22 protein-coding genes are annotated in these 26,285 nt (G+C 70.0%); 19 read left to right on the forward strand and 3 right to left on the reverse strand.

Translation table 11 applies throughout. The features are described 5' to 3' along the window. The first annotated feature begins 108 nt into the window (after window positions 1–108). The 17 genes from K8556_RS31730 (at window position 109) to K8556_RS31810 (ending at window position 19,927) form a co-directional block, all read left to right on the forward strand. Window positions 109–2,622, forward strand: coding sequence for an HD family phosphohydrolase (locus K8556_RS31730; protein ID WP_223743849.1), 2,514 nt, complete (start codon window positions 109–111; stop codon window positions 2,620–2,622). Continuing rightward, entirely contained in the window at window positions 2,619–3,500 is an 882-nt protein-coding gene (gene ybeY / locus K8556_RS31735) for an rRNA maturation RNase YbeY (RefSeq protein ID WP_223743850.1), read from the forward strand. The genes K8556_RS31730 and ybeY overlap by 4 nt, the downstream gene beginning before the upstream one ends. Window positions 3,501–3,551: 51 nt before the next feature. Further along, window positions 3,552–4,874, forward strand: coding sequence for a DUF4105 domain-containing protein (locus K8556_RS31740; RefSeq protein WP_223743851.1), 1,323 nt, complete (start codon window positions 3,552–3,554; stop codon window positions 4,872–4,874). 50 nt (window positions 4,875–4,924) lie between these two features. Beyond that, window positions 4,925–6,047 (forward strand): peptide chain release factor 2 gene (gene prfB, locus K8556_RS31745; protein ID WP_223743852.1). Its coding sequence is split into 2 segments (ribosomal slippage): window positions 4,925–4,993 and window positions 4,995–6,047, totalling 1,122 coding nucleotides; the frame shifts between segments, so codons are not numbered across the junction. Between the two features lie 166 nt (window positions 6,048–6,213). Further along, window positions 6,214–6,846: a sigma-70 family RNA polymerase sigma factor gene (locus K8556_RS31750; RefSeq protein ID WP_223743881.1), complete on the forward strand. Its 633-nt coding sequence runs from the start codon at window positions 6,214–6,216 to the stop codon at window positions 6,844–6,846. After that, window positions 6,843–7,223, forward strand: a complete 381-nt coding sequence (locus tag K8556_RS31755; RefSeq protein ID WP_223743853.1) for an anti-sigma factor — start codon at window positions 6,843–6,845, stop codon at window positions 7,221–7,223. The genes K8556_RS31750 and K8556_RS31755 overlap by 4 nt, the downstream gene beginning before the upstream one ends. An 89-nt stretch (window positions 7,224–7,312) precedes the next feature. Then, entirely contained in the window at window positions 7,313–8,872 is a 1,560-nt protein-coding gene (gene lysS / locus K8556_RS31760) for a lysine--tRNA ligase (RefSeq protein ID WP_223743854.1), read from the forward strand. Window positions 8,873–8,884: 12 nt separating this feature from the next. Beyond that, window positions 8,885–11,245 carry an ABC transporter permease gene (locus tag K8556_RS31765; protein WP_223743855.1) on the forward strand — a complete coding sequence of 787 codons (2,361 nt, stop codon included), beginning with the start codon at window positions 8,885–8,887 and terminating at the stop codon, window positions 11,243–11,245. Window positions 11,246–11,247: 2 nt separating this feature from the next. After that, window positions 11,248–11,922, forward strand: a complete 675-nt coding sequence (locus K8556_RS31770) for an ABC transporter ATP-binding protein (protein ID WP_223743856.1) — start codon at window positions 11,248–11,250, stop codon at window positions 11,920–11,922. A gap of 76 nt (window positions 11,923–11,998) precedes the next feature. Beyond that, on the forward strand, window positions 11,999–14,470 hold the full coding sequence (gene bamA / locus K8556_RS31775; RefSeq protein WP_223743857.1) for an outer membrane protein assembly factor BamA: 2,472 nt from the start codon (window positions 11,999–12,001) through the stop codon (window positions 14,468–14,470). A gap of 119 nt (window positions 14,471–14,589) precedes the next feature. Continuing rightward, on the forward strand, window positions 14,590–15,156 hold the full coding sequence (locus K8556_RS31780; RefSeq protein WP_120619223.1) for an OmpH family outer membrane protein: 567 nt from the start codon (window positions 14,590–14,592) through the stop codon (window positions 15,154–15,156). A 15-nt stretch (window positions 15,157–15,171) separates the two neighbouring features. Next, on the forward strand, window positions 15,172–16,236 hold the full coding sequence (lpxD, locus tag K8556_RS31785; RefSeq protein ID WP_223743858.1) for a UDP-3-O-(3-hydroxymyristoyl)glucosamine N-acyltransferase: 1,065 nt from the start codon (window positions 15,172–15,174) through the stop codon (window positions 16,234–16,236). Further along, window positions 16,233–16,703: a 3-hydroxyacyl-ACP dehydratase FabZ gene (gene fabZ, locus K8556_RS31790; RefSeq protein ID WP_206797923.1), complete on the forward strand. Its 471-nt coding sequence runs from the start codon at window positions 16,233–16,235 to the stop codon at window positions 16,701–16,703. The genes lpxD and fabZ overlap by 4 nt, the downstream gene beginning before the upstream one ends. A 34-nt stretch (window positions 16,704–16,737) precedes the next feature. Next, on the forward strand, window positions 16,738–17,514 hold the full coding sequence (gene lpxA / locus K8556_RS31795) for an acyl-ACP--UDP-N-acetylglucosamine O-acyltransferase (protein ID WP_223743859.1): 777 nt from the start codon (window positions 16,738–16,740) through the stop codon (window positions 17,512–17,514). Window positions 17,515–17,544: 30 nt separating this feature from the next. Continuing rightward, entirely contained in the window at window positions 17,545–18,348 is an 804-nt protein-coding gene (locus K8556_RS31800; RefSeq protein WP_223743860.1) for a UDP-2,3-diacylglucosamine diphosphatase LpxI domain-containing protein, read from the forward strand. Between the two features lie 74 nt (window positions 18,349–18,422). Beyond that, the gene (locus K8556_RS31805; protein ID WP_223743861.1) at window positions 18,423–19,448 is read left to right on the forward strand and encodes an OmpA family protein; all 1,026 of its coding nucleotides are present in this window, start codon (window positions 18,423–18,425) and stop codon (window positions 19,446–19,448) included. Between the two features lie 8 nt (window positions 19,449–19,456). After that, the gene (locus tag K8556_RS31810; protein WP_223743862.1) at window positions 19,457–19,927 is read left to right on the forward strand and encodes a hypothetical protein; all 471 of its coding nucleotides are present in this window, start codon (window positions 19,457–19,459) and stop codon (window positions 19,925–19,927) included. Here the strand turns inward: K8556_RS31810 and K8556_RS31815 are convergent. From K8556_RS31815 to lpxB, 3 genes are all read right to left on the reverse strand, one after another. After that, a complete protein-coding gene (locus K8556_RS31815; RefSeq protein WP_370639995.1) occupies window positions 19,920–20,555 on the reverse strand; it encodes a MarC family protein in 636 nt (211 codons plus the stop codon). The two genes, K8556_RS31810 and K8556_RS31815, sit on opposite strands and share 8 nt — an antisense overlap. A gap of 6 nt (window positions 20,556–20,561) precedes the next feature. Further along, window positions 20,562–21,266 carry a polyprenol monophosphomannose synthase gene (locus K8556_RS31820; RefSeq protein WP_223743863.1) on the reverse strand — a complete coding sequence of 235 codons (705 nt, stop codon included), beginning with the start codon at window positions 21,264–21,266 and terminating at the stop codon, window positions 20,562–20,564. Window positions 21,267–21,338: 72 nt separating this feature from the next. Further along, the gene (gene lpxB / locus K8556_RS31825; protein ID WP_223743864.1) at window positions 21,339–22,499 is read right to left on the reverse strand and encodes a lipid-A-disaccharide synthase; all 1,161 of its coding nucleotides are present in this window, start codon (window positions 22,497–22,499) and stop codon (window positions 21,339–21,341) included. Window positions 22,500–22,562: 63 nt separating this feature from the next. Here lpxB and K8556_RS31830 point away from each other — a divergent pair, with 63 nt between their 5' ends. Further along, window positions 22,563–24,449 carry a DUF4388 domain-containing protein gene (locus K8556_RS31830; protein ID WP_223743865.1) on the forward strand — a complete coding sequence of 629 codons (1,887 nt, stop codon included), beginning with the start codon at window positions 22,563–22,565 and terminating at the stop codon, window positions 24,447–24,449. A gap of 2 nt (window positions 24,450–24,451) precedes the next feature. Further along, entirely contained in the window at window positions 24,452–26,236 is a 1,785-nt protein-coding gene (locus K8556_RS31835; RefSeq protein WP_223743866.1) for an ABC transporter ATP-binding protein, read from the forward strand. Window positions 26,237–26,285 lie beyond the last annotated feature (49 nt).

Consider the following 26,285-nt stretch of genomic DNA (forward strand, 5'->3'; position numbering starts at 1 on the left):
GCAGAGCGAACTGGCGTCCGGGCGGCGGCTGTCCCACCCTCACGAATTTTCCCCGTCCCTGCTTCCTTGTAGGGAGCCTGACGTCTTCGCAGGGTGAGGAGTTCCCCCATGGCCGATCCTGAATCACCAACCCCCGGGCCCAGTCCGCTGGACGCGCTCGCGGTCCGCCTGGGGCTCGGGCGGCGTGGGGAGTGGGGCCGGCGCGTCGTGCAGGCCCTGCTGCTGCTCGTCGTCTCGGTGGGGGCGGGCTTCGTCATCTCCCCGGGCCTCTACAGCCAGCAGATCCCTGCGCTCGCCGCGGAGAACCTGGGCAAGCCCTTCCGGGCCAACTCGCCCGCCGGCTTCAAGGCCGCGCGCGACTACGACATCGTCCACCAGTCGATGACGGAGCAGCGCCGCCGCGAGGCCCGCAGCGCCGTGCGCCCGGTGTACGACCTCAACCCGGCGGTGGTGGGCAACCTGCGCGCGTCCGTGCGCGCGGCCTTCGCCTCCGCGCGCGCGCACCTGGAGGAGGAGAAGGAGGCCCGCGCCGAGGAGACCCCGCCGGAGGAGGGCCAGGCCAAGCGCCGCCGCGCCCCGCCGCTCACCCCGGAGGCCCTGGAGCGCCAGCGCCGCGACCGCGAGGAGATGCAGGCCCGGTTCCAGGAGCAGCTCTTCGGCCAGCGGGACGCGGGGCTGGAGTCGGAGGACTTCCAGGCGCTCACCGCCAACGGCTTCTCGGAGGAGGCGGAGACCGCCACCCTGGTGCTGCTGGACCGCGCCTACCGCGCGGACGGCGGCCCGGTGTACGTGGCCGGCTCGCGGGAGGAGCTGGTGCGCGAGGCGCCCCAGGGCCTCACCGTGCGCGACGTGCAGCACAAGAACGAGGAGACGCTGCCCGCGGGCGCCGCCCAGGTGGTGGACATGCGGGAGGCCCACCAGGAGTTGGACCGGTTCGCCTCCGTGCCCGGCAACGTGATGCCGGAGGCCCCGGCCGTGCAGCGCCGCGCGGTGCTGAGGATCGCCAAGCGGCTCGTGCGCCCCAGCCTGACCATCAACATCGCGGAGACGGACCTGCGCCGCCGGCTCGCGGGCGACGCGGTGAAGGACGCCGTCATCTCCATCAAGAAGGGCCAGCGCGTCATCGGCGACGGCGAGCTCGTCAACGAAACGCACCTCGTCATGCTGCGCGGGATGCGCGCGCAGACGGACCGCCTGGACCTGGTCCAGCTCCAGGTGGGCGGCACGGGCCTGGTGGCCCTGCTGGTGGTGGCCTTCTACGGCTTCTGCCGCGCCGCCTTCCGCCGCTTCCGCCCCACGCGCAAGGACGGCGTGCTCCTGGGCCTGCTGCTGGTGGGCCTGCTGGGCCTGCTCCAGGTCTGGGTGTCCATCGCGGACGCGGTGCAGGACCGCTACACGGCGCTGCCCATCGAAGCGTTCTATTACGCCTTCCCGGTGGCGGCGGGCGCCATGCTGGTGCGCTTCATCCTGACGCAGGAGCTGGCGCTCTTCTTCGCCATGGTGTTCGCGTGCCTCACGGGCGTGATGCTGGGCAACTCGCTGGCGTTCGGCATCTACACGCTGGTGGGCTCGCTGGTGGCGGCGGACCGCATCGTCAAGGCGAAGGACCGCGTGGGCATCTTCCGCGCGGGCCTCGTCACCGGCGTGGCCAACCTCATCGCGGTGCTCTTCCTGTTCCTCGTGGAGGGCAAGGGCCTGGCCGGGGACACGGTCATCACCGCGGTGTGCGCGTTCTTCGGCACCGCGCTCGCCGTCCCGGTGATGGTGATGGCGCTCACGCCGCTCATCGAGGCCACGTTCGGCTACGCGTCGGACATCAAGCTTTTGGAGCTGGCGAACCTGAACCACCCGGCGCTCAAGGAACTCATCGTCCAGGCGCCCGGCACGTACCACCACTCCATCATCATCGGCACGCTGGTGGAGAACGCGGCGGAGACGATTGGCGCGAACCCGCTGCTGGCGCGCTCGTGCGCGTACTACCACGACATCGGGAAGGGCCGGAACCCGCTCTACTTCGGGGAGAACCAGAAGGGGGAGAACCGGCATGACGGCCTGGCGCCCGCGATGAGCGCGGTCATCATCAAGCGCCACGTGACGGAAGGCCTGGAGATGGCCCGGCAGTACCGCCTGCCCAAGCTGGTGGCGGACGCCATCCCCCAGCACCACGGCACGCGCACGGTGGGCTTCTTCTTCCACAAGGCCCTGAAGGAGCAGGAGGGCAAGGAAGGCGCGCCCCCCATCGACGAGAGCATCTACCGCTACCCGGGCCCCAAGCCGCAGTTCCGCGAGGCGGCGCTGGTGATGATCGCCGACGCGGTGGAGGCCTCCACGCGCTCCATGCCGGACCCCACCAGCGCGAAGCTCCAGGCGCAGGTGCAGAAGATCATCAACATCATCTTCTCCGAGGGCCAGCTCGACGAGTGCGACCTGACGCTCAAGGACCTGAACCTCATCGCCCAGTCCTTCCTGCACACGCTGGAGGGCATCTACCACACGCGCCCCGTCTACCCGGCGGGCGCCATGGGCGGGGGCAAGGCCGGAGGCGCGCCGCTGATGATGGCGCCCGCGCCCGCGAAATCCGACGCGAAGGACCCGAAGGTGCGAACGGCGGGCATGTCATGAGCCGCAAGGTGGAGGGCGTGAAGCTGCGCAAGGGCAAGGTGATTCCGCGCGACGACGGCAAGCGCATCGAGGAGTTCGTCGGCGTGGCCAGCACGCAGACGGAGTCCGCCTCCGTGGCGCGCATGCGGGCGCCGCCGGGCTGGAGCGAACCCGCGCAGACGCCGGAGTTCGACGAGGTGGTGCTCGTCCTCACGGGCGAGCTCACCCTGGTGGTGGACGGCAAGCGCGAGCGGATTGGCGCGGGCGAGGTGGGCCTGGTGCCGCGCGGCAAGCGCGTGGTGTACCGCAACGACTCGCAGGGCGCGTGTGACTACTGGTCCATCTGCGCCCCGGCGTTCCGCGTGGAGCTGGCGCACATGGAGAAGCCGGCGCCCAAGGCCAAGGCCGCGGACAACCACGTGACGGTGCAGGTGGCGCACGGGCAGGGCGCGGACTACGAGCGCCTGCTCACCACCTGGGCCCGCGACTACCTGAAGCGCCTGGGCCTCACCGGCTGCGAGCTGTCGCTGTCGCTCGTGGGGGACCGGGCCATCCGCCGGCTCAACCGCACCTGGAGGCAGAAGGACAAGGCCACGGACGTGCTGTCCTTCCCCGCGGGCGACCTGCCCAAGGGCACCCCGGGCCCCCGCCCGCTGGGCGACGTGGTCATCTCCCTGGACACGGCCAAGCGGCAGGCGAAGGAGTACGGCCGCACGCTGGAGTCGGAGATGGGCCGCTACCTGGCGCATGGCCTGTTGCACCTCCTGGGGCATGACCATGAGAAGCCCCGGGACGCGAAGCGCATGGCGGCCCTGGAGGAGCAGTTGCTGGGCGAGCGGGGCATGGTGGCGGACTCACTGACCATCGACTCGCGCGCCCGCCGCGCGAAGCTCATCTGAAATCCCCGCCGGGGGGCTTGCGGCCCCCCGTGCCTCGTGTTGGATGGAACGATGCCCCGCCTGTCGTCTCTCATCGTCGCAAGCCTGTTGGGTCTCCTGCTGACCGCGCCTGTCGCGCGCGCCGCGTCGGTGCCGCCGTGGGGCACGGGCGAGAGCCGGGGCGAGGACCTGTCCATCTGGCTGGTGACCTTCAGCCCCGGCGACGACGTCTTCTCGTGGTGGGGCCACGGCTCGCTGGTGGTGGAGGACCGCGCCCGCCACATGCAGCGGCTCTACAACTACGGGATGTACTCGTTCGACGACCAGACGGTGGTCCACTTCGCCAAGGGCCGCCTGGAGTTCTGGGTGGGCGAGTCGAGCGTCAACGGCACCTTCCGCTTCTACAAGTCGCTGGATCGCGACGTGCGCGTGCAGGAGCTCAACCTCACGCCGGAGCAGCGCGTGACGGTGGCGAAGAAGCTGGCGGACAACGTGCTGCCGGAGAACCGCGACTACCTCTACGAGCACTACAGCGACAACTGCGTGACGCGGCTGCGCGACATGATCGACGTGGCCGTGGGCGGCCGGCTGGCGGAAGCGGAGAAGGCCCCGGCCCGCATGACGCTGCGCGAGCACACGCGGCGCTACACGGCGGTGAGCCCGCCCGTGAGCTTCCTGCTCGACTTCATGATGAACGACTCCATCGACAAGCCCATCACCCGCCGCGAGGAGGCCTTCCTCCCGGACGAGTTGGAGCAGCAGGTGGCGGAGCTGAAGGTGCCGGGCCCGGACGGCCAGCCGGTGTCGCTGGTGGAGAAGCAGTGGGACTTCTACGCGTCGCCCACGCGCGCTCGGCCCCCCGCGCAGCCCCCCGTGTTCGGCCCGTACATCCTCGCGCTGGGCGTGCTCCTGGGCGGCGCCGCGCTGGGCCTGGCCGCGTGGGAGAAGAAGGGCAGCCGCGCGGCGCGCGTCCTCCTGGGCCTGGAGAACGTGGTGGTGGGGCTGGTGCTGGGCATCCCCGGGCTGGCGCTCGTCGTCATGTGGGTGGGCACGAACCACGTCGTCACGCACCACAACGAGAACCTCTTCCTCGCGAACCCGCTGACGCTCCTGGCCGTGCCGTACGGCCTGCGCCTCACCTGGAATAGCGCGAAGGCCCGCTCGCGGCTCAAGTGGGTGTGGGGCCCGCTCGCGGTGACCGGCGCGCTGGGGCTGGTCCTCAAGGTCCTTCCCTGGTTCGACCAGGACAACTGGCGCGCCATCGCGCTCATCCTGCCCATCTCCCTGGGCATGGCCGGCGCGTTCTGGCTGGACCGGCTCCGGGCGCTCGTGCCAGGAACGGCGCGCACGCCGCCCCGTCAGGATGCACAGGTGACCTCGCTCAAGGCCTCCTGAAACACCCCGGCATTCCCAACTGTTTCGATACGAAGGAGACGACGAACACCATGGCGAACGATTCGATGGAGAAGATCCAGACCCTGAAGGAGCGCCTCAACGCGCTCCGGGGGCATCTTTGACCTCGACCGCAAGCGGTCCCGCATCGCACTGATTGAACGCGACTCCACGCAGCCCGACTTCTGGAACGACAACACCAAGGCCCAGGGCCTGCTGAAGGAGAAGTCCACGCTGGAGGCCAGCGTGGGCGCCTTCGACAAGACGCTGCGCGGGCTGGACGACGCGCAGACGCTGCTGGAGCTGGCGGCGGAGATGAACGACGAGGCCAGCGCCCATGAAGCGGAAGGCACGCTCGCGTCGCTGGAGGGCGAGGTCGCGAAGCTGGAGCTGGCGCGGATGCTCTCCGGGCCGCAGGACCGCAGCAACTGCTTCATGGACATCAACGCGGGCGCGGGCGGCACGGACTCCATGGACTGGGCCGCCATGCTCCTGCGCATGTACACGCGCTACGGTGAGACCAAGGGCTGGAAGGTCGAGCTCAGCGACGAGGTGCCGGGCGAAGAGGCGGGCTTCAAGAACGTCTCCCTGCGCATCGAGGGTGAGAACGCCTACGGCTACCTCAAGGCGGAGGTGGGCGTGCACCGGCTCGTGCGCATCAGCCCCTTCGACGCCAACGCCCGCCGCCAGACGGCGTTCGCCTCCGTGGACGTGTACCCGGAGGTGGACGACAGCATTCAAATCGACCTGCCGGAGAAGGACATCGAGCTGAAGTTCATCCGCGGCGGCGGCGCGGGTGGACAGAAGGTGAACAAGACGTCCTCCACGGCGCAGCTCCGCCACCTGCCCACGGGCATCATCATCACCTGCCAGACGGAGCGCTCGCAGTCGGCCAACAAGGACATGGCCTTCAAGATCCTTCGCGGCCGCCTGTACGAGCTGGAGATGAAGAAGCGCGAGGCCGAGCGCGACGCGGCGGAGGCGGCGAAGAAGGACATCTCCTTCGGCTCGCAGATCCGCAGCTACGTGCTGGCGCCGTACCGCATGGTCAAGGACCTGCGCACCGGCGTGGAGACGGGCAACGTGGACAAGGTCCTGGACGGCGACCTGGACGAGTTCGTCACCGCGCAGCTTCTGGGCGTGAAGAACCCCAACCGCAACGCCTCCGCGGACTAGGGGCACGCAAGCCCCCAGCCGGACGTCCGGACGCATCCCACACCCCTCCCGGGCCTTGAGGCCGGGAGGGGTTCTTCATGCCCGGGAACCTTTTTCCGGGGCCGGTGTCAGGGGGCGGGGCAGGGTGGTGCGGTAGGATGGCGTGGGCCGGACACGGGAGGCGCGGGTGTCACCGGGCGGAGTGCTCGACGTCGGACAGCAGGCCCTGGCCGCCGAGGCCCTGGCCGACCCGCGCCGCGAGGAGCAGGCGCTGCTCGTCCGGCTGCGGCGCGGCGACCCGGAGGCCTTTGAATCGCTGGTGCACCAGCACCAGGACCGCCTCTACGACTTCTGCTTCCGCATGCTGGGCGACCGCGAGGAGGCCCACGACCTGGTGCAGGAGATCTTCGTCAGCGTGCACCAGAACGTCCGCCGCTTCCGCGAGGACGCGCGCCTGTCCACGTGGCTGTTCCGCATCTCCAAGAACCACTGCCTCAACCGGCTGAAGTACCTCCAGCGCCGGGGGCGGGGCCGCTCGGACGTGTTCGACGAGGTGAGCGCCGCCGCCATCTCGGAAGGGGGCGGTGCGCCGCCGCAGCCGGACGCCGCCCTGGACGCGGCGCGTGAGCGGGCCCGGGTGCAGCGGGCCATTTCCCAACTGGACCCCGATGCGCGCATGCTGGTGGCGCTGCGAGACATCGAGGGCCTGAGCTACGACGAGATTGTCGACATCACCGAGCTGCCCGAGGGAACCGTGAAGAGCCGGCTCCACCGGGCACGCGAGAAGCTGGCGGACCTGCTGGGGCGCTTCGAACCATGAGCGGCGGCGGGTGGAGGTCAACGGACGTGGAACCGCGATTGGATCACCGCGAGGCGAGGGCGCTCTTCCTGGCGCTCGCCGATGAACAACTGGCGGCCCCCCAGGAGCAGGCGGTGCGCAGCCACCTGGACGGCTGTGAGGAGTGCCGCCAGGGGTGGGACCGGTACGCCCGCACGGTGGAGCGCGTGCGCACGGTGGAGCGGGAGAAGGCCCCGCCCGCGCTCGCGTCGCTCGTGGCCTCCCGCGTGCGCCGCCAGCGCCGCTTCGGCCTCAAGGGCCTGCACCTGGCGCATGCCCAGCACCGCTTCCCGGTGGAGATCCTCATCCCGCTGCTCCTGGCCGCGGCGGTGGGCGCATTTCTCTTGATGTCTTCCTGACGGTCGTTTCCGGGGCCGCCACCCCCTGGGATGCGTTGCGTACCGGGGGAGGCTTGGCTACGGTGCCGCGCCTTTCATACGAGCGCGTCATGGCCGACCCCGAGAACAAGACCCCCCCAGGTGAGAAGAGCGGCGAAGCGGCGGACTCCAGCTCCAAGGAGCAGGAGATCTACCAGCAGCGGTTGGACAAGGCCGAGAAGTGGCGCGAGGCCGGCTTCAACCCGTACGGCAACGGCTACGCCCCCAAGCACCGGGCCGCGGACATCCTGGCCACGCACGCCCACCACTCCATGGAGGACCTGGAGAAGGACGCGCCCGTCTACGACGTCGCCGGCCGCATCGTGGCCATGCGCTCGTTCGGCAAGGCCGCCTTCATCAAGCTGCGCGACCGCTCCGGGGAGATCCAGGCGCACGTGAAGAAGGACGCGCTCGGGGACCTCTATGAGGTCTTCAAGCAGTGCGACCTGGGCGACTTCGTCGCGGTGCAGGGCCCCGTCTTCCGCAGCAAGACGGGCGAGCTGTCCCTGTCCGCCACGAAGTTCGTGCCCCTCACCAAGTCCCTGCGCCCCCTGCCGGAGAAGTGGCACGGCCTCACGGACGTGGAGGTCCGCTACCGCCAGCGCTACCTGGACCTCGTCTCCAACCCGGACGTGAAGCAGGTCTTCCTCAAGCGCAGCAAGCTGGTGAAGTTCATCCGGAGCTTCCTCGACGGGCGGGACTTCGTCGAGGTGGAGACCCCGATGATGCACCCGCTGGTGACGGGCGCGGCGGCGCGGCCGTTCATCACGCACCACAACACGTACGACATCGACCTCTACATGCGCATCGCGCCCGAGCTCTATCTGAAGCGGCTCGTGGTGGGCGGCATGGATCGCGTCTACGAAATCAACCGCAACTTCCGCAACGAGGGCATCAGCACCCGGCACAACCCGGAGTTCACGATGCTGGAGTTCTATCAGGCGTACGCCACGTACGAGGACCTGATGGACCTCACGGAGGAGATGCTCTCGGAGGCCTCCCGCCACGTCACCGGCGACTCCAAGGTGAAGTACGGCGAGCACACGGTGGACTTCGGCAAGGGCTGGAAGCGCATCCCCATGCCGGAGGCCATCCGCGAGGCCGTCCCCACCCTGTCCGACAAGGACATGGTGGACGTGGACCGCCTGCGTCACGAGCTGCTCAAGACGGTCCACTCGGAGGCGGAGCGCCGCGCCGTGGACGCCATGAACCACGGTGAGCTGGTGGGCGCCCTCTTCGAGGCCCACGTCGAGCACACGCTCATCCATCCCACCTTCATCACCCAGTATCCCACCGCCGTCTCCCCGCTCGCCCGCCGCAACGACCAGAACCCGGAAGTCACGGACCGGTTCGAGCTCTTCGTCGCGGGCCGGGAGATCGCCAACGCCTTCTCCGAGCTGAACGACCCCCTGGACCAGAAGGGCCGCTTCCAGGCCCAGTTGGACGCGAAGCAGCGGGGCCAGCAGGAGACCATGGACTACGACGAGGACTACATCCGCGCCCTGGAACACGGCATGCCGCCCACGGCCGGTGAGGGCATCGGGATTGATCGCGTCGCCATGTTGTTCACGGACGCCGCCAGCATTCGTGACGTGATTCTCTTCCCCCTCCTCAAGCCGCTGGCGAAGTAGCCACGAGGCCTCGTGCACCCCGCCGAACGGCAGACCGACTATCGCTGGCCCCTCCTGTGGGCCGGCGCCCTCGTGGCCCTCGTGGGAGCCATCCTCCTGGGGGTGGCCATCTCCGAGTCCGAGGCGTGGGCCGAGGTGGCCGGCGCCCTGGGCCTCTCCTTCGTGGGGTGGGGCGGGCTCGTCCAGTCCTTCGACGCCGGGGCGCTCGCCCTGGGCGCCCAGAAGGCCGCGGCCGTGGCCGGCCCCAAGGCGCTGGTGGCGGGGACGCTCGTCTGGCTGGCGGGCTGGGGGCTCATCGCCGCCGGCATCCGCCGCGCGCCGGCCTCCGGTGAGGGGCCCAGCCCCGCCGCGGGCGCGCCCCTGTATCCGCGCCTGGCGCGCTACCGGGACTTCTACTGGAGCACGCTGGGCGCCTACGGCGGCGGCATCCTCCTGGCGGAGCTGGCGCTGCTGCTGCTCCAGACCGTGCTCTCCAGCGGCGTGCCGTCCGACCTGGGCGGCGCGGCGCGCGAGGCGGGCGGGGGGCTGTCCCTGCCGCCCACCATCGCCTTCGCCATCGCGTTCATCGTGAGCATGGGCGTGGCGTTCGCGTCCGGCTTCGTGGGCGCGTCCCGGGCGCAGCGGCTGTCGTTCCCGGAAGCCACCATCGGCGTGTTCTACCTGGGCCTGCCGGTGCCCATCCTCCTGTCGCTGATGGAGCGCGTGCCGTCGCTCCAGCTCGCCCTGGGCTACCGGCTGCGCGAGGTGACGTACGTCGCGGGGCTCATCGGCCGGCCGGAGCTGGCGTACTGGCTCGTCTTCGCCGCGCTGGTGCTGGCGCTCGTGCTGGGCATCAACACGGGCTTCATCGCGGCGGGCAGCGGCCGGGTGGACCTGCGGCTGGGCTTCGAGCTCTTCGTCGCGCGCCGGCACGTGGCGGTGTTCCGCCCGTCGCTGCTGTTGGGCGCGCTCGCGGTGCTGATGTTCGGCATCATCCCGCCGCTCATCGTCTACTTCATCATCCGCGGGGCGGAGGCCGCCGTGGAGCGCACGCGCGTGAAGAACCTGGGCCTGGCGGATCCGCTCGCCGCCGCGTCCGCGCAGCACCGGATGAAGCTGCACGAGCAGTCGCCCACCATGATGATGACCGCGCTGTCCGTGGGCGGCGTGGGCGTGGGCGTGATGGCGCTCATCATCGTGCTCAGCGTGATGAGCGGCTTCGAGGCCGACCTCCAGCAGAAGATTCTGGGCACCAACGCGCACGCGGTGGTGTCCCGCTACGCGGGCGACCTGCCGGACTACGCGAAGGTCATGGAGCAGGTGAAGCGCGTGCCCGGCGTGGTGGGCCAGACGCCCTTCATCATCAACCAGGTGATGATCGCCTCGGAGGGCAACGTCGACGGCGTCATCATCAAGGGCATCGACCCGAAGACGGTCGGCTCGGTGACGGACCTGCCCCAGAACATCCTGCCCGGCGGCGACCTGGGCCACCTGGAGCAGCCCGCGAAGATCCTCCCCAGCAGCGCGGCGGAGGGCCGCGAGGACGCGGAGGAGGAGGACCCCATCATCGGCAAGCCCTCCAAGCCCGCGAAGCCCACGGTGCTGCCGGGCATCATCATCGGCCGGGAGCTGGCGGCGTCCTTGCGCGTGGTGGTGGGGGACCGGGTGAACGTCGTGTCCCCGCTGGGCACGGAGCTGGGGCCGTCCGGGCCCATTCCCAAGAGCCGCGCGTTCCGGGTGGCGGGCGTCTTCTACTCGGGCATGTACGAGTACGACTCCAAGTTCGTCTACATCCTGCTCCAGGAAGCGCAGGACTTCTTCGCCGTGAAGGGCGCCACCGGCATCGAATTGAAGGTGGCGGACATCGACGACGCGCGCCGCATCGCCAACCAGGTGGTGCGCGTGCTGGGCGGCTACCCCTACCGCGCGCGCGACTGGGGCGAGATGAACAAGAACCTCTTCTCCGCGCTGCGCCTGGAGAAGCTGGTGATGGGCATCATCCTGTCCATCATCATCATCGTCGCCGCGGGCCTCATCGTCGCCACGGTCATCATGCTGGTGCTGGAGAAGCGCAAGGAGATCTCCGTCCTCAAGGCGCTGGGCGTCCCGGACGGCGGCATCGTGAAGATCTTCCTCGCCGAAGGGCTCCAGATTGGCGTGGCCGGCGGCGTGCTGGGCCTGTTCTCCGGCCTGGCGTGGTGCCTCTTCATCGAGAAGGTCGGCATCAAGCTGGATCCGGAGGTCTATTACATCCCCGCGCTGCCGGTGCGCATCGAACCGGTGCAGACGGCGCTGGCGGTGGTCATCGCGGTGCTCGTCACCTACCTGGCGTCCATCTACCCGGCCCTCAAGGCGAGCAGCGTGGAACCGGTGGAAGGTCTGAAGGCGGAGTAGCCATGGCGCTGTTGTCCATCCGCAACGTCTTCAAGAGCTACTTCCTGCACGGCAAGCGCATCGACGTGCTGCGCGACGTGTCGCTGGACATCAACGCCGGCGAGCTCGTCTCCATGATTGGCGCGTCCGGCGCGGGCAAGAGCACCTTCCTGCACGTGATGGGCACGCTGGATGCCCCCGCCGCCGGTGAAGTCCTCTTCGACGGGAAGTCCGTCTTCGCCATGAACGACGCGGAGATCGCCGAGTTCCGCAACCGCACCATCGGCTTCGTCTTCCAGAGCCACTACCTGCTGCCGGAGTTCACCGCGCTGGAGAACGTGGCCATGCCCGCGCTCATCCAGCGCCGGGACCGCGGCCCCGCGTACGCCTACGCCCGTGAGCTCCTGGAGCGCGTGGGCCTGGGCAGCCGCGTGGACCACCGCCCCGGCGAGCTGTCCGGCGGCGAGGCCCAGCGCGTGGCCCTGGCGCGCGCCCTGGTGCTCAAGCCCGCGGTGCTGCTCGCGGACGAGCCCACGGGCAACCTGGACCCCACGACGGGCGAGGGCATCCACCAGTTGCTCCGGGACGTCAACCGGGACCTGGGCATCACCGCCGTCGTCGTCACGCACAACGAGACGCTTGCTCGCTCCATGCCCCGCCGTCTGAGACTGGCCGGCGGGCAGGTGTCGGAGGCCTGATGGCCACTCGCTTTTGGATTGAGGGGCCCTCCCCCCATCCCGTACATTGCCCCGCCTTTTCCTGGCCGGACTGCACTTGAGGCTCACCGTTCTGCGCAAGTCATTGCTCCCGCTGCTGGCGGTCGCCCTCTGGGCGCTCGGGCCCGTTTCTGCCTACGCCCAGGTGGACGTGGACGCGGGCTCGCCCACCGTCGTCCCGCCGTCCACTCCCGCCGCCACGCCCGTGTCGCCTCCGGATGGGGGCACGCCCACGGGCGCGGACGTGCCGCTGGCCTCCTCTCCGGATGACGAGGACACCAACGTCTCCCCCTCGGACCGGGTGGTGGAGATCCGCATCGAGGGCAACCGCCGCGTGGAGTCGGAGGCCGTCCGCCGCGCCCTGCGCACCCGCGTCGGTGACCCGCTCACGCGCTCCGCGGAGGACCTGCGCGCCATCTGGGCCCTGGGCTACTTCACGGACGTGCAGTTGCTCGCGCAGCGCATGGCCAACGGCATCGCGTACGTGGTGCGCGTGGTGGAGCGCCCCGTCATCCGCGCCGTGCAACTGCAGGGCAATGAAGAGCTCAGCGCGGACGACCTGAAGGAGCAACTGGAGCTCAAGGCCGGCGCCATCCTCGACATCGAGGCCGTGCGCGCCACGCAGAAGAAGATCCAGGAGAAGTACGTCGAGAAGGGCTACTTCCTGGCGGAGGTGACGTACCGGCTGGATCCGGTGGAGAACGGCGCCGCGGTCAACGTCGTCTACGTCATCAACGAGCACTCGAAGGTGATGGTGAAGCAGATCGTCCTCCAGGGCGCGGAGAAGGTGTCCCCGGAGGAGCTCAAGGCGACCATGATCACGAAGGAGGGCGGCTTCCTGTCCTTCTTCACCGGCGAGGGCACCTACCGCGAGGAGGCCTTCCAGCGCGACCTCGCCGTCATCCAGATCGCCTACTACGACCGCGGCTTCATCAACGTTCGCATCGACAAGCCCACCGTGCAGTTGTCCGCGGACAAGCGCGACATCTACATCACCCTGCACATCACCGAGGGTGAGTCGTACGACATCGGGAAGATCGACTTCGCGGGAGACCTGGAGCGCCCGCCGGAGGAGCTGCTGAAGCTGATGAAGTCGCGCCCCAAGCAGCGCTTCAACCGCGGCCAGCTCTCCACGGACATCTCCGCCATCTCCGACGTGTACTTCGACAAGGGGTACGCGTACGCCAACATCAACCCCGTCACCTCCGTGAACGCGGAAGACCGGACGGTGGACCTCACCTTCGACATCCAGAAGGGCCCGCTCGTCAACATCGAGCGCATCGACGTCGTCGGCAACACGAAGACGCGCGACAAGGTCATCCGCCGCGAGCTGCGCGTCTACGAGGGCGAGCTCTACAACGGCACCGGCGTGAAGCGCAGCCGCGAGCGCGTCACCGCGCTGGGCTTCTTCGAGACCGTCGAAATCACCCAGCACCCGGGCAGCTCCGACAACGCCATCGTGTTGCAGGTGGAGGTGAAGGAGAAGGCCACGGGCACCTTCCAGGTGGGCCTGGGCTTCTCCAACGTGGAGAACTTCATCTTCACGGCCCAGGTGTCGCAGAACAACTTCCTCGGCTGGGGCCAGAGCGTGTCCGCGTCCGCGCAGATCTCCGGCCTGCGCTCGCTCGTCCAGTTGTCGTTCTACGACCCGTACTTCCTGGACACGAACTACCTCCTGTCCGCGGAGTTCTTCCGCGTGCAGGCGGACTACGAAGGCTTCATCCGCAACTCCACGGGCGGCACCATCTCCCTGGGCCGCCAGTTGGTGGACGACGTGCTCGCCACCGTCGGCTACTCGCGCGAGTACGTGGACGTGCAGGCGGGGCAGGGCATTGGCGCGGTGCTGCTCGCCAACCAGTTCCAGTCCGGCGTCACCAGCGCGCTGCGCCTGTCGGTGTCCTTCGACCGGCGTGACAACCGCCTCTTCCCGTCGCGCGGCTTCATCCACTACGGCTCGGTGGAGACGGCGCCCTCGTTCCTGGGCGGCACGTTCCTCTTCAACCGCTACACCGCCTACTCGCGCCTGTACTTCCCCATGCCGCTGGGCTTCGTCTTCAAGACGAACGCCACGCTGGGCTACGTGCAGCAGCTCGACTCCAGCAAGCCGCTGCCCATCAGCGAGCTCTACTACGTGGGCGGCATCAACACGATCCGCGGCTACTACCTGCGCAGCATCAGCCCCACGCTGCTGGTGCCGCGCGCGGACAACCCGGACGCCAACGTCACCGAGTTCCGGGTGGGCGGCAACAAGCAGCTCATCTTCAACTTCGAGCTGGAGTTCCCCATCTTCGAGAAGGCCGGCCTGCGCGGCGTGCTCTTCTACGACGCCGGCAATGCCTTCGGCTCCAACGAGAAGTTCTTCGAGGACCGGCAGGACAAGCTGCCGCTGGGCCTCTTCCACTCGGCGGGCTTCGGCTTCCGCTGGTTCTCGCCCATCGGGCCCCTGCGCTTCGAGTGGGGCATTCCGCTCACCAAGCGGCCGTCGGACGACCCCATCCTGTTCGAGTTCACGATCGGTAACTTCTTCTGATAGGCATCGACCCCAAGGCCCCCCCGGCCACCGCGCTTCCGCCCCTTCCAGGCGGAAGTGAACAGGCCGGGAGGGCGGACGTCGGAGCCTGCAGCACCCTTTCCGAGGAGCCTTGACCCATGTCGCTTCGAAGCACCCTGGCGGCTGCCGCCGCTGTCCTGTCGCTCGCCCTCCCGGTTGCCGCTTCGGCCGCCGAGCTCAAGGTGGCCTACGTCGACCTGCAGCGCGTGCTGCTGGAGGTGGACGACGGCAAGGCCGCCAAGGCCCGTCTCCAGAAGTGGCTGGAGGACCGCCAGAAGGAGATCGACAAGGAGCAGGAGGCCCTGCGCAAGGAGAAGGACACCCTGGACAAGCAGGCCAGCGCCATGAGCGAGGCCACGCGCACCCAGAAGGCCACCGAGCTCCAGAAGAAGGTGATGGAGCTGGCGCAGAAGTACGAGCGCAGCCGCGCCGAGGCCGCCAACAAGGAGCGCCAGGAGATGGAGCCCATCGTCAACCGCATCGACCAGGTCATCGCGTCCATCGCGGAGCGGGACGGCCTGGGCATGGTGCTGGACAAGCGCGACTCCGGCATCGTCTTCGCGCTGTCCCAGTACGACATCTCCAACGAAGTCGTTCGCAGCTACAACAACAGCGCCTCCAAGAAGCCCGCGCCGGCGGCCAAGGACGCCCCGGTCAAGAAGTAGGCGTTGGACACCCCCGTGCCTTCCGCACCCAACGCGCACCGGCTGGGGGACATCGCCGCCCACGTCCGGGGTGAGCTCCTCGGCGACCCCGGACTGCTCGTCCATGGCCTGAACGGCCTGGAGGAAGCGGTCCCGGGGGAGGTGTCGTTCTACGGCAACCCCCGCTACCGCAAGCAGTTCGAGGCCACCCGCGCCTCGGCGGTGCTGGTGGGGATGGATGCCCCCGCTCGCGACGGCGTGGCCCTGGTGCGGGTGCCCAACCCGCACCTGGCCTACGCGAAGCTCCTCACCCTGTTCCACCCGGCCGCGCGGCCCGCCGCGGGCATCCACCCGGCCGCCCACGTGCACCCGGAGGCCACGGTGCACCCGGAGGCCACGCTGAAGGCCGGGGCGGTGGTGGAGAAGGGCGCCCACGTCGGTGCCCGCACGGTGCTGCACCCCGGGGCCTATGTGGGGGAGGGCGCGCGCGTCGGTGAAGACTGCGTGCTGTACCCGCACGCCACGGTGCGCGAGGGCTGCGTGGTGGGCTCGCGCGTCATCCTCCACGCCTCGTCGGTGGTGGGCGCGGACGGCTTCGGCTTCGCCTTCGACGCGGAGGGCGAGGACGGCCCCCGCCACTTCAAGATTCCCCAGGTGGGCATCGTCCGCATCGAGGACGACGTGGAGGTGGGCGCCTGCACCTGCATCGACCGCGCGACGGTGGGTGAGACGGTGGTGGGCCGGGGGACGAAGCTCGACAATCTGGTGCAGATCGCCCACAACGTGCGCGTGGGCCCGCTGTCGCTCATCTGTGCGCAGGCGGGCGTGTCGGGGTCGGCGGAGGTGGGCACCGGCGTGGTGCTCGCGGGGCAGGTGGGCGTGGTGGGCCACATCCGCGTGGGAGACCTGGCCAAGGTGGGCGCGCAGTCGGGCGTCGCCCATGACGTTCCGGACGGGCAGGTCGTCAGTGGCAGCCCCGCCATCCCCCACAAGGACTGGCTGCGCGCCAGCGCCGCGTCGGGGCAACTGGCGGACCTGCTCAAGGAAGTGCGTGCCCTTCGCAAGAGGGTGGAGCTGTTGGAGAAGGAGAAGGGCGGATGATGGACATTGGCGAGATCCAGGCGCTGCTCCCGCACCGCTACCCGTTCCTCCTGGTGGACCGGGTGGTGGAAATCGTGCCGGGCCAGAAGCTCACGGCGTACAAGAACGTCACCATCAACGAGCCCTTCTTCAACGGCCACTTCCCGGGGCACCCGGTGATGCCGGGCGTGCTCATCCTGGAGGCGCTCGCCCAGGCCACGGCCATCCTTGCGTATAAGACGGAAGCCATGGACCCGACGCGGCTCGTCACGTACTTGATGGGCGTGGACAACGCGCGCTTCCGCAAGCCGGTGGTGCCCGGAGACCGGCTCCAGTTGGACATTGAAGTCATCCGCCACAAGGGCGCCATCTGGAAGACGAAGGGTGTGGCGTCGGTGGATGGCGCCAGGGTGGCGGAAGGGGAGTTCCTCGCCACCGTGGTGGACAAGAACAAGGCCGCCAAGGGCGACGAGAGCGCGGCGCCGTAGGGCGCGTCATACGCGCTGCTGAGGAGAGAAGGACATGGCGCAGGTTCATCCCACCGCGGTCGTCCATCCGGGGGCCCGCCTCCACGACACCGTGGAGGTGGGGCCGTTCTCGGTCATCGGGCCCCAGGTCGTCATTGGCGCGGGCACCCGCATCGGGCCGCACGTCGTCATCGAGGGCCGCACCACGTTGGGGGAGCGCAACCACCTCTTCCAGTTCTGTTCCGTGGGCGCGGCGCCCCAGGACCTCAAGTACGCGGGCGAGGACACGGAGCTCGTCATTGGCGACGAGAACCAAATCCGTGAGTTCGTCACGGTGAACCTGGGCACGGTGGCCGGCGGCGGCGCCACGCGCCTGGGCCACCGCAACCTGCTGCTCGCCAACAGCCACATCGCGCACGACTGCATCGTGGGCAATGAGGTCCTGCTCGCCAACGGGGCCGCGCTCGCGGGCCACGTGGTGGTGGAGGACGCGGTGAAGATTTCGGGCCTGGTCGCGGTGCACCAGTTCACCCGGCTGGGGCGCTACGCCTTCATCTCCGGCGGCTCCATGGTCACCATGGACGTGCCCCCGTACTGCACCGTGCAGGGGGACCGGGCCACGCTGGTGGGCCTCAACACCGTGGGCCTGGAGCGCGGCGGCTTCACCGAGGAGCAGATTGGCCGGGTGAAGGAGGCCTACCGCATCCTCTTCCGCTCCAAGCTGGGGCTCCAGGACGCGCTCGCGCAGCTTCGCGGGGAGCTCTCCGGCCACCCGGAGGTGGAGCACCTGGTTCGCTTCGTGGAGACAAGCAAGCGCGGCGTCACGCGCTAGGCCCTCTCACTAGGGCACGGAGGGGAGTGGGTGGAGCGCATCGGGCTCATCGCCGGCAACGGCCAGCTTCCCTTCCTCTTCGCGCGGGCCGCCCGGGCGCGCGGCCTGGAGGTCGTGGTGGCCGCGCACCGGGGAGAGACGGACCCGGCGCTGGAGCAGGAGGTCGGCCACTTCGCCTGGGTGCGCGTGGGGCAGGTGGGCCGCATCCAGAAGGTCTTTCGCCAGGCGGGCGTCACCCGTGCGGCCATGGCGGGCGGCATCGGCCACGTGCGCGCGCTCACGGAGGCCCGGCCGGACCTGGGCGCGGTGCGCATCATCTCCCGCCTGCGCAGCTTCCGGGATGACGCGCTGCTGCGCGCGGTGGCCGCGGACTTCGAGGCGCAGGGCATCACCATCATCGCGCCCACGGACTTCCTGGGCGAGGTGCTCTGCCCCGAAGGGCACCTGGCCGGCCCCGCGCTCAAGCCCGCGCAGGAGAAGGACGTGGCCCTGGGCCGCGAGGTGGCGGTGCTCCTGGGGCAGGCGGACGTGGGCCAGACGGTGGTGGTGCGTGAAGGCCACGTGCTGGCGCTGGAGGCCGTGGAGGGCACCGACGAGACCATCCGCCGGGGCGCGAAGCTGGGCGGCCCGGGCGCGGTGGTGGTGAAGCGCTGCAAGCCGGAGCAGGACCTGCGCTTCGACCTGCCCGCCGTGGGGCCCCGCACGCTGGAGGTCATGGCGGAGGTGGGCGCCCGGGTGCTGGCGCTGGAGGTAGGGCGCACGGTGCTGTTGGACGCACCCGCCCTCTTCGCGGGGGCCACCGCGCGGGGCATCACCCTGGTGGGCGTGCGGTAGGCTCGCCGGGAATCCCTTCCCCCGGGCTGGAGTTGCCTCCCCACCTCCCCCCGCGACGCCGAGGTTGACGCCGCATGTCCGTCCGACTCCTACCTCTCGTGGCCCTGCTGGGCCTGCCGCTCCCCGCCTCCGCGGAGGCCATCCGGGTGTCGCTGGAGGGCAAGGCGGCGCTGGGTGAAGGCGTGCCCGCGCTGCTCGTCCACATCGAGGAGCCCATCGACGGCTTCGAGGTGAAGCTCAAGCGCAGCGACGGCAAGACGGTGGAGCTCAAGGGGGGCGGCAAGCCGGGCATCACCCGCCGCGTCGCCTTGGAGCAGCCGGAAGGGAAGTTCCACTACGAGGGCGAGCTCACCGTGCGCTTCCCGGGCGGGGCGGAGCCGGGGAGCATGCCGCTCTCCTTCGACACGGAGGTCAACGGCCCGCTGAGGATGGAGGTGCGCCCCGAGGACGTGGACGTGGCCGGGCGCAAGCTGCGCTTCACGCTGTCCCGCCCGGCCGCGAAGACGGAAGTCACGGTGAAGATGGACACCGGCAAGACGGCCTTCGCGGGCGACGTGGACTTCAAGGGCGCGCCCGCGGGCACGCCGCTGGAGGTGAAGTGGCTGCCGGCGGAGGGCAAGGTGATGCACATCCGCCTGAGGGCCTACGACACCTCCGACTTCTACACCGGCGTGGACCTCTACCCGTGGCAGGTGGACATCCCGCACGAGGAGGTGACCTTCGCCTCCGGCCGCTCGGACATCCCGCCGGCGGAGAAGGGCAAGCTGGACGCCAGCTACAGGAGCATCACGGAGGCGCTGAATAAGTACGGCCGCTGGGCGTCGCTGCGCCTGTACGTGCTCGGGCACACCGACACGGTGGGGCGCACGGAGGACAACCGCGAGCTGTCACTCAAGCGGGCGAAGAGCATCGCGTCCTACTTCCGCCAACGGGGCCTGAAGGTACCAGTCTTCTACGAGGGCTTTGGTGAGCAGTCCCCGGCGGTGCCCACGCCGGACGAGACGGCGGAGGCGGCCAACCGCCGCGCCGAATACATCATCGCGGTGGAGGACCCGTCCCTGACGAGCGCGCCCTTCGCCCCTCGCTGGCGCAAGCCTTGAGGTGACACATGGTGGAACTTCCTCGCATCCGTTGGGCGCTCGCCGTGGCGGGCCTGGGCCTGCTGGGGACGGCGGGCTGCGTGCACACGGTCCCCCTCGAGCAGCGCGTGCGGGCCGAGGACGAGAAGTGCACGCTCCTCCAGGCGCTGATGCGGCAGCCCGAGCCCGCGAAGGCCATCCAGAAGTTCGTCGCCGAGGGCAAGGAGGAGAGGGCCCCCGTGGTCGTCTACGTGCGCCACCCGGAGGAGGGCTCGCTGGAGCGCTTCTTCACCGGTGAGACCCAGTGCGCGAACGAGTCCTTCAAGGTCGTGCAGGAGAACGTGGTGGACGCCGTGGTGGTGTACCTGCAGGAGGTCCAGGGCGGCTACGCGTACGACGCGCGGCGCTCCAGCCCGGAGCACCTCACCATGGAGGGCCGCCCCCAGGGCACCGTGCGCAAGGACGGCGCCGTGTGGGTGGCGGGCGCGGACACTATTTGAGCAGGTCCTTCGCCCCGTCCGCGATGAACTGCACCGCGATGGCGGCCAGGATGAGGCCTGACACGCGCTCCAGGATGGCGACGCCGGACTGACGCAGCACCCGCTGCACCAGGCTGGACGCGTTGAGGATGAAGTAGGTCGCCGTGAAGGTCAGCAGCACCGCCGCGACCACCGGCAGCGCGGACACGAAGGACGTCCCGGAGCGCGCCATCAGCACCATGGCGGTGGCGATGGCGCCCGGCCCCGCGAGCAGCGGGATGGCCAGCGGGACGATGGCCACGTCCTCCTTCACCACGCCCTCTTCTTCCTCGGTAGGGCTGGTGCGCGTGGAGGACGGGCGGGCGCGCAGCATGTCCAGGGAGGTGATGAGCAGCAGGATGCCGCCGGCCACGCGGAAGGCGCCCAGCGACACCGCGAACACCTGGAAGATGACGCGGCCGAAGACGGCGAAGAACAGCATCATCCCGCACGCCACCAGACAGGCGCGCAGGGCGGTGCTCCGGATCTGCTGCTTGGTGTCCCCCGCCGTCATCGCCAGGAACAGCGGCACGACGCCAATCGGGTCCACCACGAAGAAGATGGCGGACAGCGACACGAGGAAGGTGGACACCAGGGCGGACATCGACATGGCGCTCTAGACCGTGAAGCGCAGCTTCCAGACCATGCCCAGCGCCTCGACGAAGATCTTCTTGTTCATCTTCGAGTGCCCCACGCGCCGGTCCTCGAACACGATGGGGACCTCGCGCACGGTGAAGCCCTTGCGCAGGGTGCGGTAGGTCAACTCGATCTGGAACGCGTACCCGGTGCTGCGCACCTCATCCAGGTGGATGGCCTCCAGCACGCGGCGGTTGAAGCACTTGAAGCCGCCGGTGAGGTCGCGCACGTCCACGCCCAGGATGCTGCGCGCGTAGAGCGACCCGCCGCGGCTGATGATCTTCCGGCCCACGCCCCAGTTCACCGTGCCGCCGCCGTCCACGTAGCGCGAGCCCAGCACCAGGTCCGCGCCGCCCTCCGCGGCGTCCAGGAAGCTGGGCAGGTAGCGCGGGTCGTGGCTGAAGTCCGCGTCCATCTCCAGGATGTACGTGTAGCCCTGGGCCAGGGCCCACCGGAAGGCGGCCAGGTACGCGCGGCCCAGGCCCTCCTTCTTCTCGCGGTGGAGCACGCGCACGCGCGGGTCCTTCGCGGCCAGCTCGTCCGCGAGCTGCCCCGTCCCGTCGGGCGAGTTGTCGTCGACGACGAGGATGTCCACACGGGGGTCCGCCGCCAGCACCGCCTGGGTGATGGGGCCGATGTTGTCCCGCTCGTTGTAGGTGGGGATGCAGACCAGCGCACGGTTCATGACGGGGCGGACATACCCCAAACCCGGCGCTGGAACACCAGAAGCGACGCCAGACCCGGTCGGTTCCCCCGCTCAGGCGACAGGGCGCGGGGGCAGCAGCTCCAGCACCGTCTGGGCCGCGCGGTGGGCGGCCCCCACCTCGCCCAGGCGGCCGCGCACCTCGGCCAGGCCCTGGACCATGGCGTCGCGGGGCGCGCCCGGCAGCCACACGCGCCGCACCTCGGAGGCGATGTTCTCCGGCGTCATCTCCCCCTGGAGCAGCTCCGGCACCACGCGCCGGCCCGCCAGCAGGTTGATGAGCGACACGAAGGCCACCTTCAGCATCAGCCGGCCCACCCAGTACGTCACCAGCGACACGCGGTACACGACGACGAGCGGCCGCTCCATCAGCCCCGCCTCCAGCACCGCCGTGCCGGACGCCACCACCGCGGCGTCGCTCGCGCCCACGACCTCCGGCGCGCGCCCGTCCACCAGCACTGGCGTGACGCCGCTGCCCTCGAAGCGGGAGAGGATCTCCTCCTTGGCGATGGTGGGCGCCACCGGCACCACCACCTGGAGCCCCGGCCGCTCGGAGACGAGCTGCTTCGCCGCGCCGACGAGGGTGGGCAGGATGCGGCGGATCTCACTCATCCGGCTGCCGGGAAGGAGCGCGAGCGTGGGAGCGTCCTCGGGCAGGCCCAGGCGCTGGCGGAACTCGCGGGCGCTGGCGGACGGGGGCATCTGCTCCAGCACGGGGCTGCCCACGTAGCGTGCGGGCACCCCCGCCTCCCGGTAGAAGTCCTCCTCGAAGGGCAGGATGCAGAGCATCCGGTCCACCAGCCGCTGGATGGTGCGCACGCGGCCCCGGCGCCAGGCCCAGATCATCGGGGACACGTAGTAGGCCACCGGGATGCCCAGGGCCTTGAGCTTCTTGGCCAGCCGCAGGTTGAAGTCCGGGATGTCCACCAGGATGGCGCAGTCCGGGCGGCGCTCCTCGGCGGCCTGGGCCAGGTCCTTCATGATCCGCAGGATGCGGGGGATGCGGGGGAGCACCTCGGTGATGCCCATGACGGACACCTCGCGGGCGTCGTGGATGAGCTCCACCCCCCGGGCGGCCAGCCGGGCGCCTCCCATGCCGAAGAAGGTGAGGTCGGGGCGCAGGGCCTGGAGGGCGGCGACGAGCTCCGAGGCGTGGGTGTCGCCGGAGGCCTCGCCGGCGACGACGAGGATGCGGGGAGGGGATGGCTGCGTCATGGGAGGCAAGACCCTCATCGTAGCTGATGCGCGGAGGGAGGGAGGTTGTAGACTGCGGCCCCCTTGAAGACGCTTCTGCTCGCCGAGAGCCACCCCCCGACCCTGGAGCACCTGACGGGCCTGCTCTCGCAGGCCGGGTACACCGTTCGGGCGGTGAATGACGCCGTGATGGCGTTGGAGCACTTCTCGGCGGACAACCCGGACGTGGTGGTGCTGGGCGTGGACCTGCCGCGCGTGGAGGGGCAGCACGTCGTGCACCTCATCCGCGGGCACAGCCAGGGCGGGCGGGTGCCCATCGTGGCCATCGACAAGGGGCACCTGGGCCGGGCCAAGGGCGTGGGCTCGGTGCTGGACCTGAAGGTCAACGCGTACATCCCGGATCCGCTCAAGCCGGGCGAACTGGTGCCCCGCCTGGAGGCGCTGGTGAAGGCGGCCCAGGCCCTCACGCTCACGGGCCTGCCCGCCACGCTGTCGCGGCCCGCGGTGGCCGCGGGGGAGCTGAAGGCCTTCCCGCTGCCGGCGCTGCTGCACTCGCTCTACCGCCTGCGCCGTGACGGCGTGCTGGTGGTGGCCCTCAAGGGGCTGTCGCGCCGGGTGTACTTCCTGCGCGGCGGGCCGGTGAACTTCGACTCCTCCGCGAAGGAGGACGCGCTGCCGCGTTTCCTGCGCGAGCGTCGGGTCCTCACGGAGGCGCAGGAGCAGCCGGTGGTGGAGTCGCTCGCCTCCGGGCTGCGCATCGGCGCGGCGCTGGCGGACGTGGGCGTGGAGGCGGTGGGCGAGGACCTGCTGGCGCTCCTGCGCGAGTTCACCCGGGACCGGCTCGGGCGCGTGCTGGCCATGCGCGAGGGCCGGTACGCGTTCTACGCGGGCGACGAGTTCTCCTCCGAAGTGGCCTCCGTGGATCAGCCCGCCCTGGCCCCGCTGCTGGAGGCCGCGCGCAGGCGCATGCCCCTGCGGGTGGTGGCGAACGCGCTCAAGGCGCACCTGAACGAGTACCCGGTGCGCTCGGCGGACTTCGGCCGGGACCTCCAGTCGATGGCGCTGGACACGGAGGACATCAAGCTGGCCATGCAGGTGAATGGCCGCATCGTGCTCAAGGACCTGCTGGCGCACGGGCGCGCGGAGCTGCGCGCGGCGTACACGCTGCTGTGGTTCCTCAAGCTGACGGGCGGGGTGACGTTCTCCGCGACGCCGGTGGCCACGGGGACGGACGTGCTGAGCGCGGCGGCGGTGCCGGACGTCATCGCGCCGCGCAAGCGCAAGAGCCTGCCCGCGGAGACGGCGGCGGCGCTGCGCGAGGAGGCGGTGCGCATCATCACGCGCAGCTACTTCGGCGGGCTGGGGCTGGACCTCGCGGCGGACAAGGAGGCGGTGGAGCGCGCGTACCACGAGACGGCGATGCGCTTTCACCCGGACACCTACGCGGAGTTCGACCTCTCCGACCTGCGCGACCTGTTGGAGCAGGTGCAGGAGAAGCTGTCCGCGGCGTACCGGGTGCTGAGCGTGGACGAGAAGCGCCGCGCCTATCTCCAGTACTTCTTCAGCCGCCAGGAGGTCGTGGGCCGCGCGACCGCCATCAACGTGGACGCGGAGCTGGCGCTGCGCCGGGGCGAGTCCGCGATGAAGCGGGGCGACTACAAGGCGGCCATCCAGGGCTTCGAGGAGGCGGTGTCGCTCAACGGCAGCGAGCCCGAGTACTACTCGTACCTCGCCTGGGCGAAGTACCGGGGCTCGCCCGGGCCGCTGATGCAGCGGGCGCTCGCGGCGCGCAAGGTGCTCAAGCAGGCGCTGACGTTGGACCCGTACCTGGAGCGGGCGCAGATCATCGCGGCCATCATCGAAATCGACCTGGACGACGCGCCGCTCGCGCGCAAGAAGCTGATGAAGGTGCTGGAGCTGAACCCGTATTCGGTGCTCGCGAGGGCGGCGTTGCAGAAGGTGGTGAAGTAGTCATGCATCGCGCGCTCTGGCGGCTGCTCCGGTACGCGAAGCCGCACGCGGGGATCCTCGTCCTGGCCTTCGTGTGCATGGCGGTGTTGGGGCTCGCCACGGGCGCGTACGCGTACCTGCTGGGCCCGGCGCTGCGCTTCCTGTTGTCCGGAGGAGAGGAGGGCTTCGCGAGCGCGCACCGCGTGCCGTGGCTGGCGGACCTGCCGCGTGAGGCCGCGCTCTGGGGCTTCCCGGTGGTCGTGCTGTGCGTGGGCGCGGTGAAGGGCGTGGGGTACCTGGGCCAGTTCTACTTCATGGGCCTGTTCGCGCAGCGCGTGGTGAAGGACCTGCGGCGGGACCTGTTCCTGCGGCTCACGGCGCTGTCGCCGTCGCAGTTGTCGAAGGAGCGGACGGGAGATCTGCTCAGCCGCTTCTCCTCGGACGTGATGGCGGTGGAGCTGGCCGCCATGTACACGGTGGGCTCGTACCTGCGGGACACGATCCAGGTGCTGGTGCTCGCGGGCGTGGCGCTGGCGATGAGCCCGATGCTCGGAGGGCTGATGCTGGCGGTGATTCCGCTGGCGGCGCTGCCCGCCTCGAAGCTGACGCGCAAGGTGCTGAAGGGAACGCGAGAAGGGCAGGCCCACCTGGGCCAACTCGCGGGCCAGTTGCACGAAGGGTTGGGAGGGCTGCGCACCATCCAGGCCTTCAACGGCCAGCAGGCGGAGCTGGCGCGCTTCGAGTCCTACGCGAAGGCGCACGAGGAAGCGGTGGTGGGCGCGGCCTGGGCACGAGGCGGCGTGCCGGGGTTGATGGAGGTGCTCGCGGCGGCGGCGCTCGCGGGAGCGCTGGGGTACGCGGCGGCGACGCGGGCGATGGAGCCGGAGGCGCTCCTGTCGCTGCTGACGGCGGTCATCCTCGTGTACCAGCCGGTGAAGGACCTGGGCCGGGTGACGCAGTTCGCGGTGCAGGCGGGAGCGGCGGGAGAGCGTCTCTTCGCGCTGCTCGACCTGAAGCACCCCGTGGAGGACGCCGCCAGCGCGGTGCCTGCGCCCGCGCTGCACGAGTCGCTGCGCATGGAGGACGTGCGCTTCTTCTACGGAGAGCGCCGCGCGCTGGACGGGCTGACCCTGGACCTGAAGGTGGGGCAGGTGGCGGCGCTGGTGGGCGGCAGTGGAGGGGGCAAGAGCACGGTGACGTCGCTGCTGCTGCGCTTCGAGCGTCCCCAGCAGGGCCGCATCCTCCTGGATGGAGTGGACGCGGACACGTACACGGCGGCGAGCGTCCGGAGTCAGTTCGCGCTGGTGACGCAGGAGCCGCTGCTCTTCCACGGCACCGTGCTGGAGAACCTGCGGCACGCGAGGCCGGAAGCGACGAAGGAGGAAGTGGAGGCCGCGGCGAAGGTGGCGAACGCGGACAGCTTCATCCAGGGCCTGCCGCAGGGCTACGACACGCGCATCGGCGAGCGAGGCGTCATCCTGAGCGGAGGTCAACGTCAGCGCCTGTGCATCGCGAGGGCGGTGCTGTCCAGGGCCCCGGTGCTGGTGCTGGACGAAGCGACCAGCAGCCTGGATCCGGAGAACGAGCGCGAGGTCCAGGCCGCGCTGGCGAAGGTGCTCCCCGGCCGCACTGCGCTGGTCATCGCGCACCGGCTGTCCACGGTGACGAACGCGGACGTCATCCACGTGGTGGAGGCGGGCCGCATCGTGGAGAGTGGAAGCCACGCGGAGCTGCTCCAGAAGGAAGGCCGCTACGCCGCCATGTGGCGCCTGCAGACGTCAGGCCCCGTCGAGCGGGGAGCGGCGTGAGCAAGGCGAAGCAGCCCATCTCCCGTGCCATGGCGCCAGACCGGCCACT

It is taken from the genome of Corallococcus sp. AS-1-12 (assembly GCF_020036995.1).
Taxonomy (GTDB): domain Bacteria; phylum Myxococcota; class Myxococcia; order Myxococcales; family Myxococcaceae; genus Corallococcus.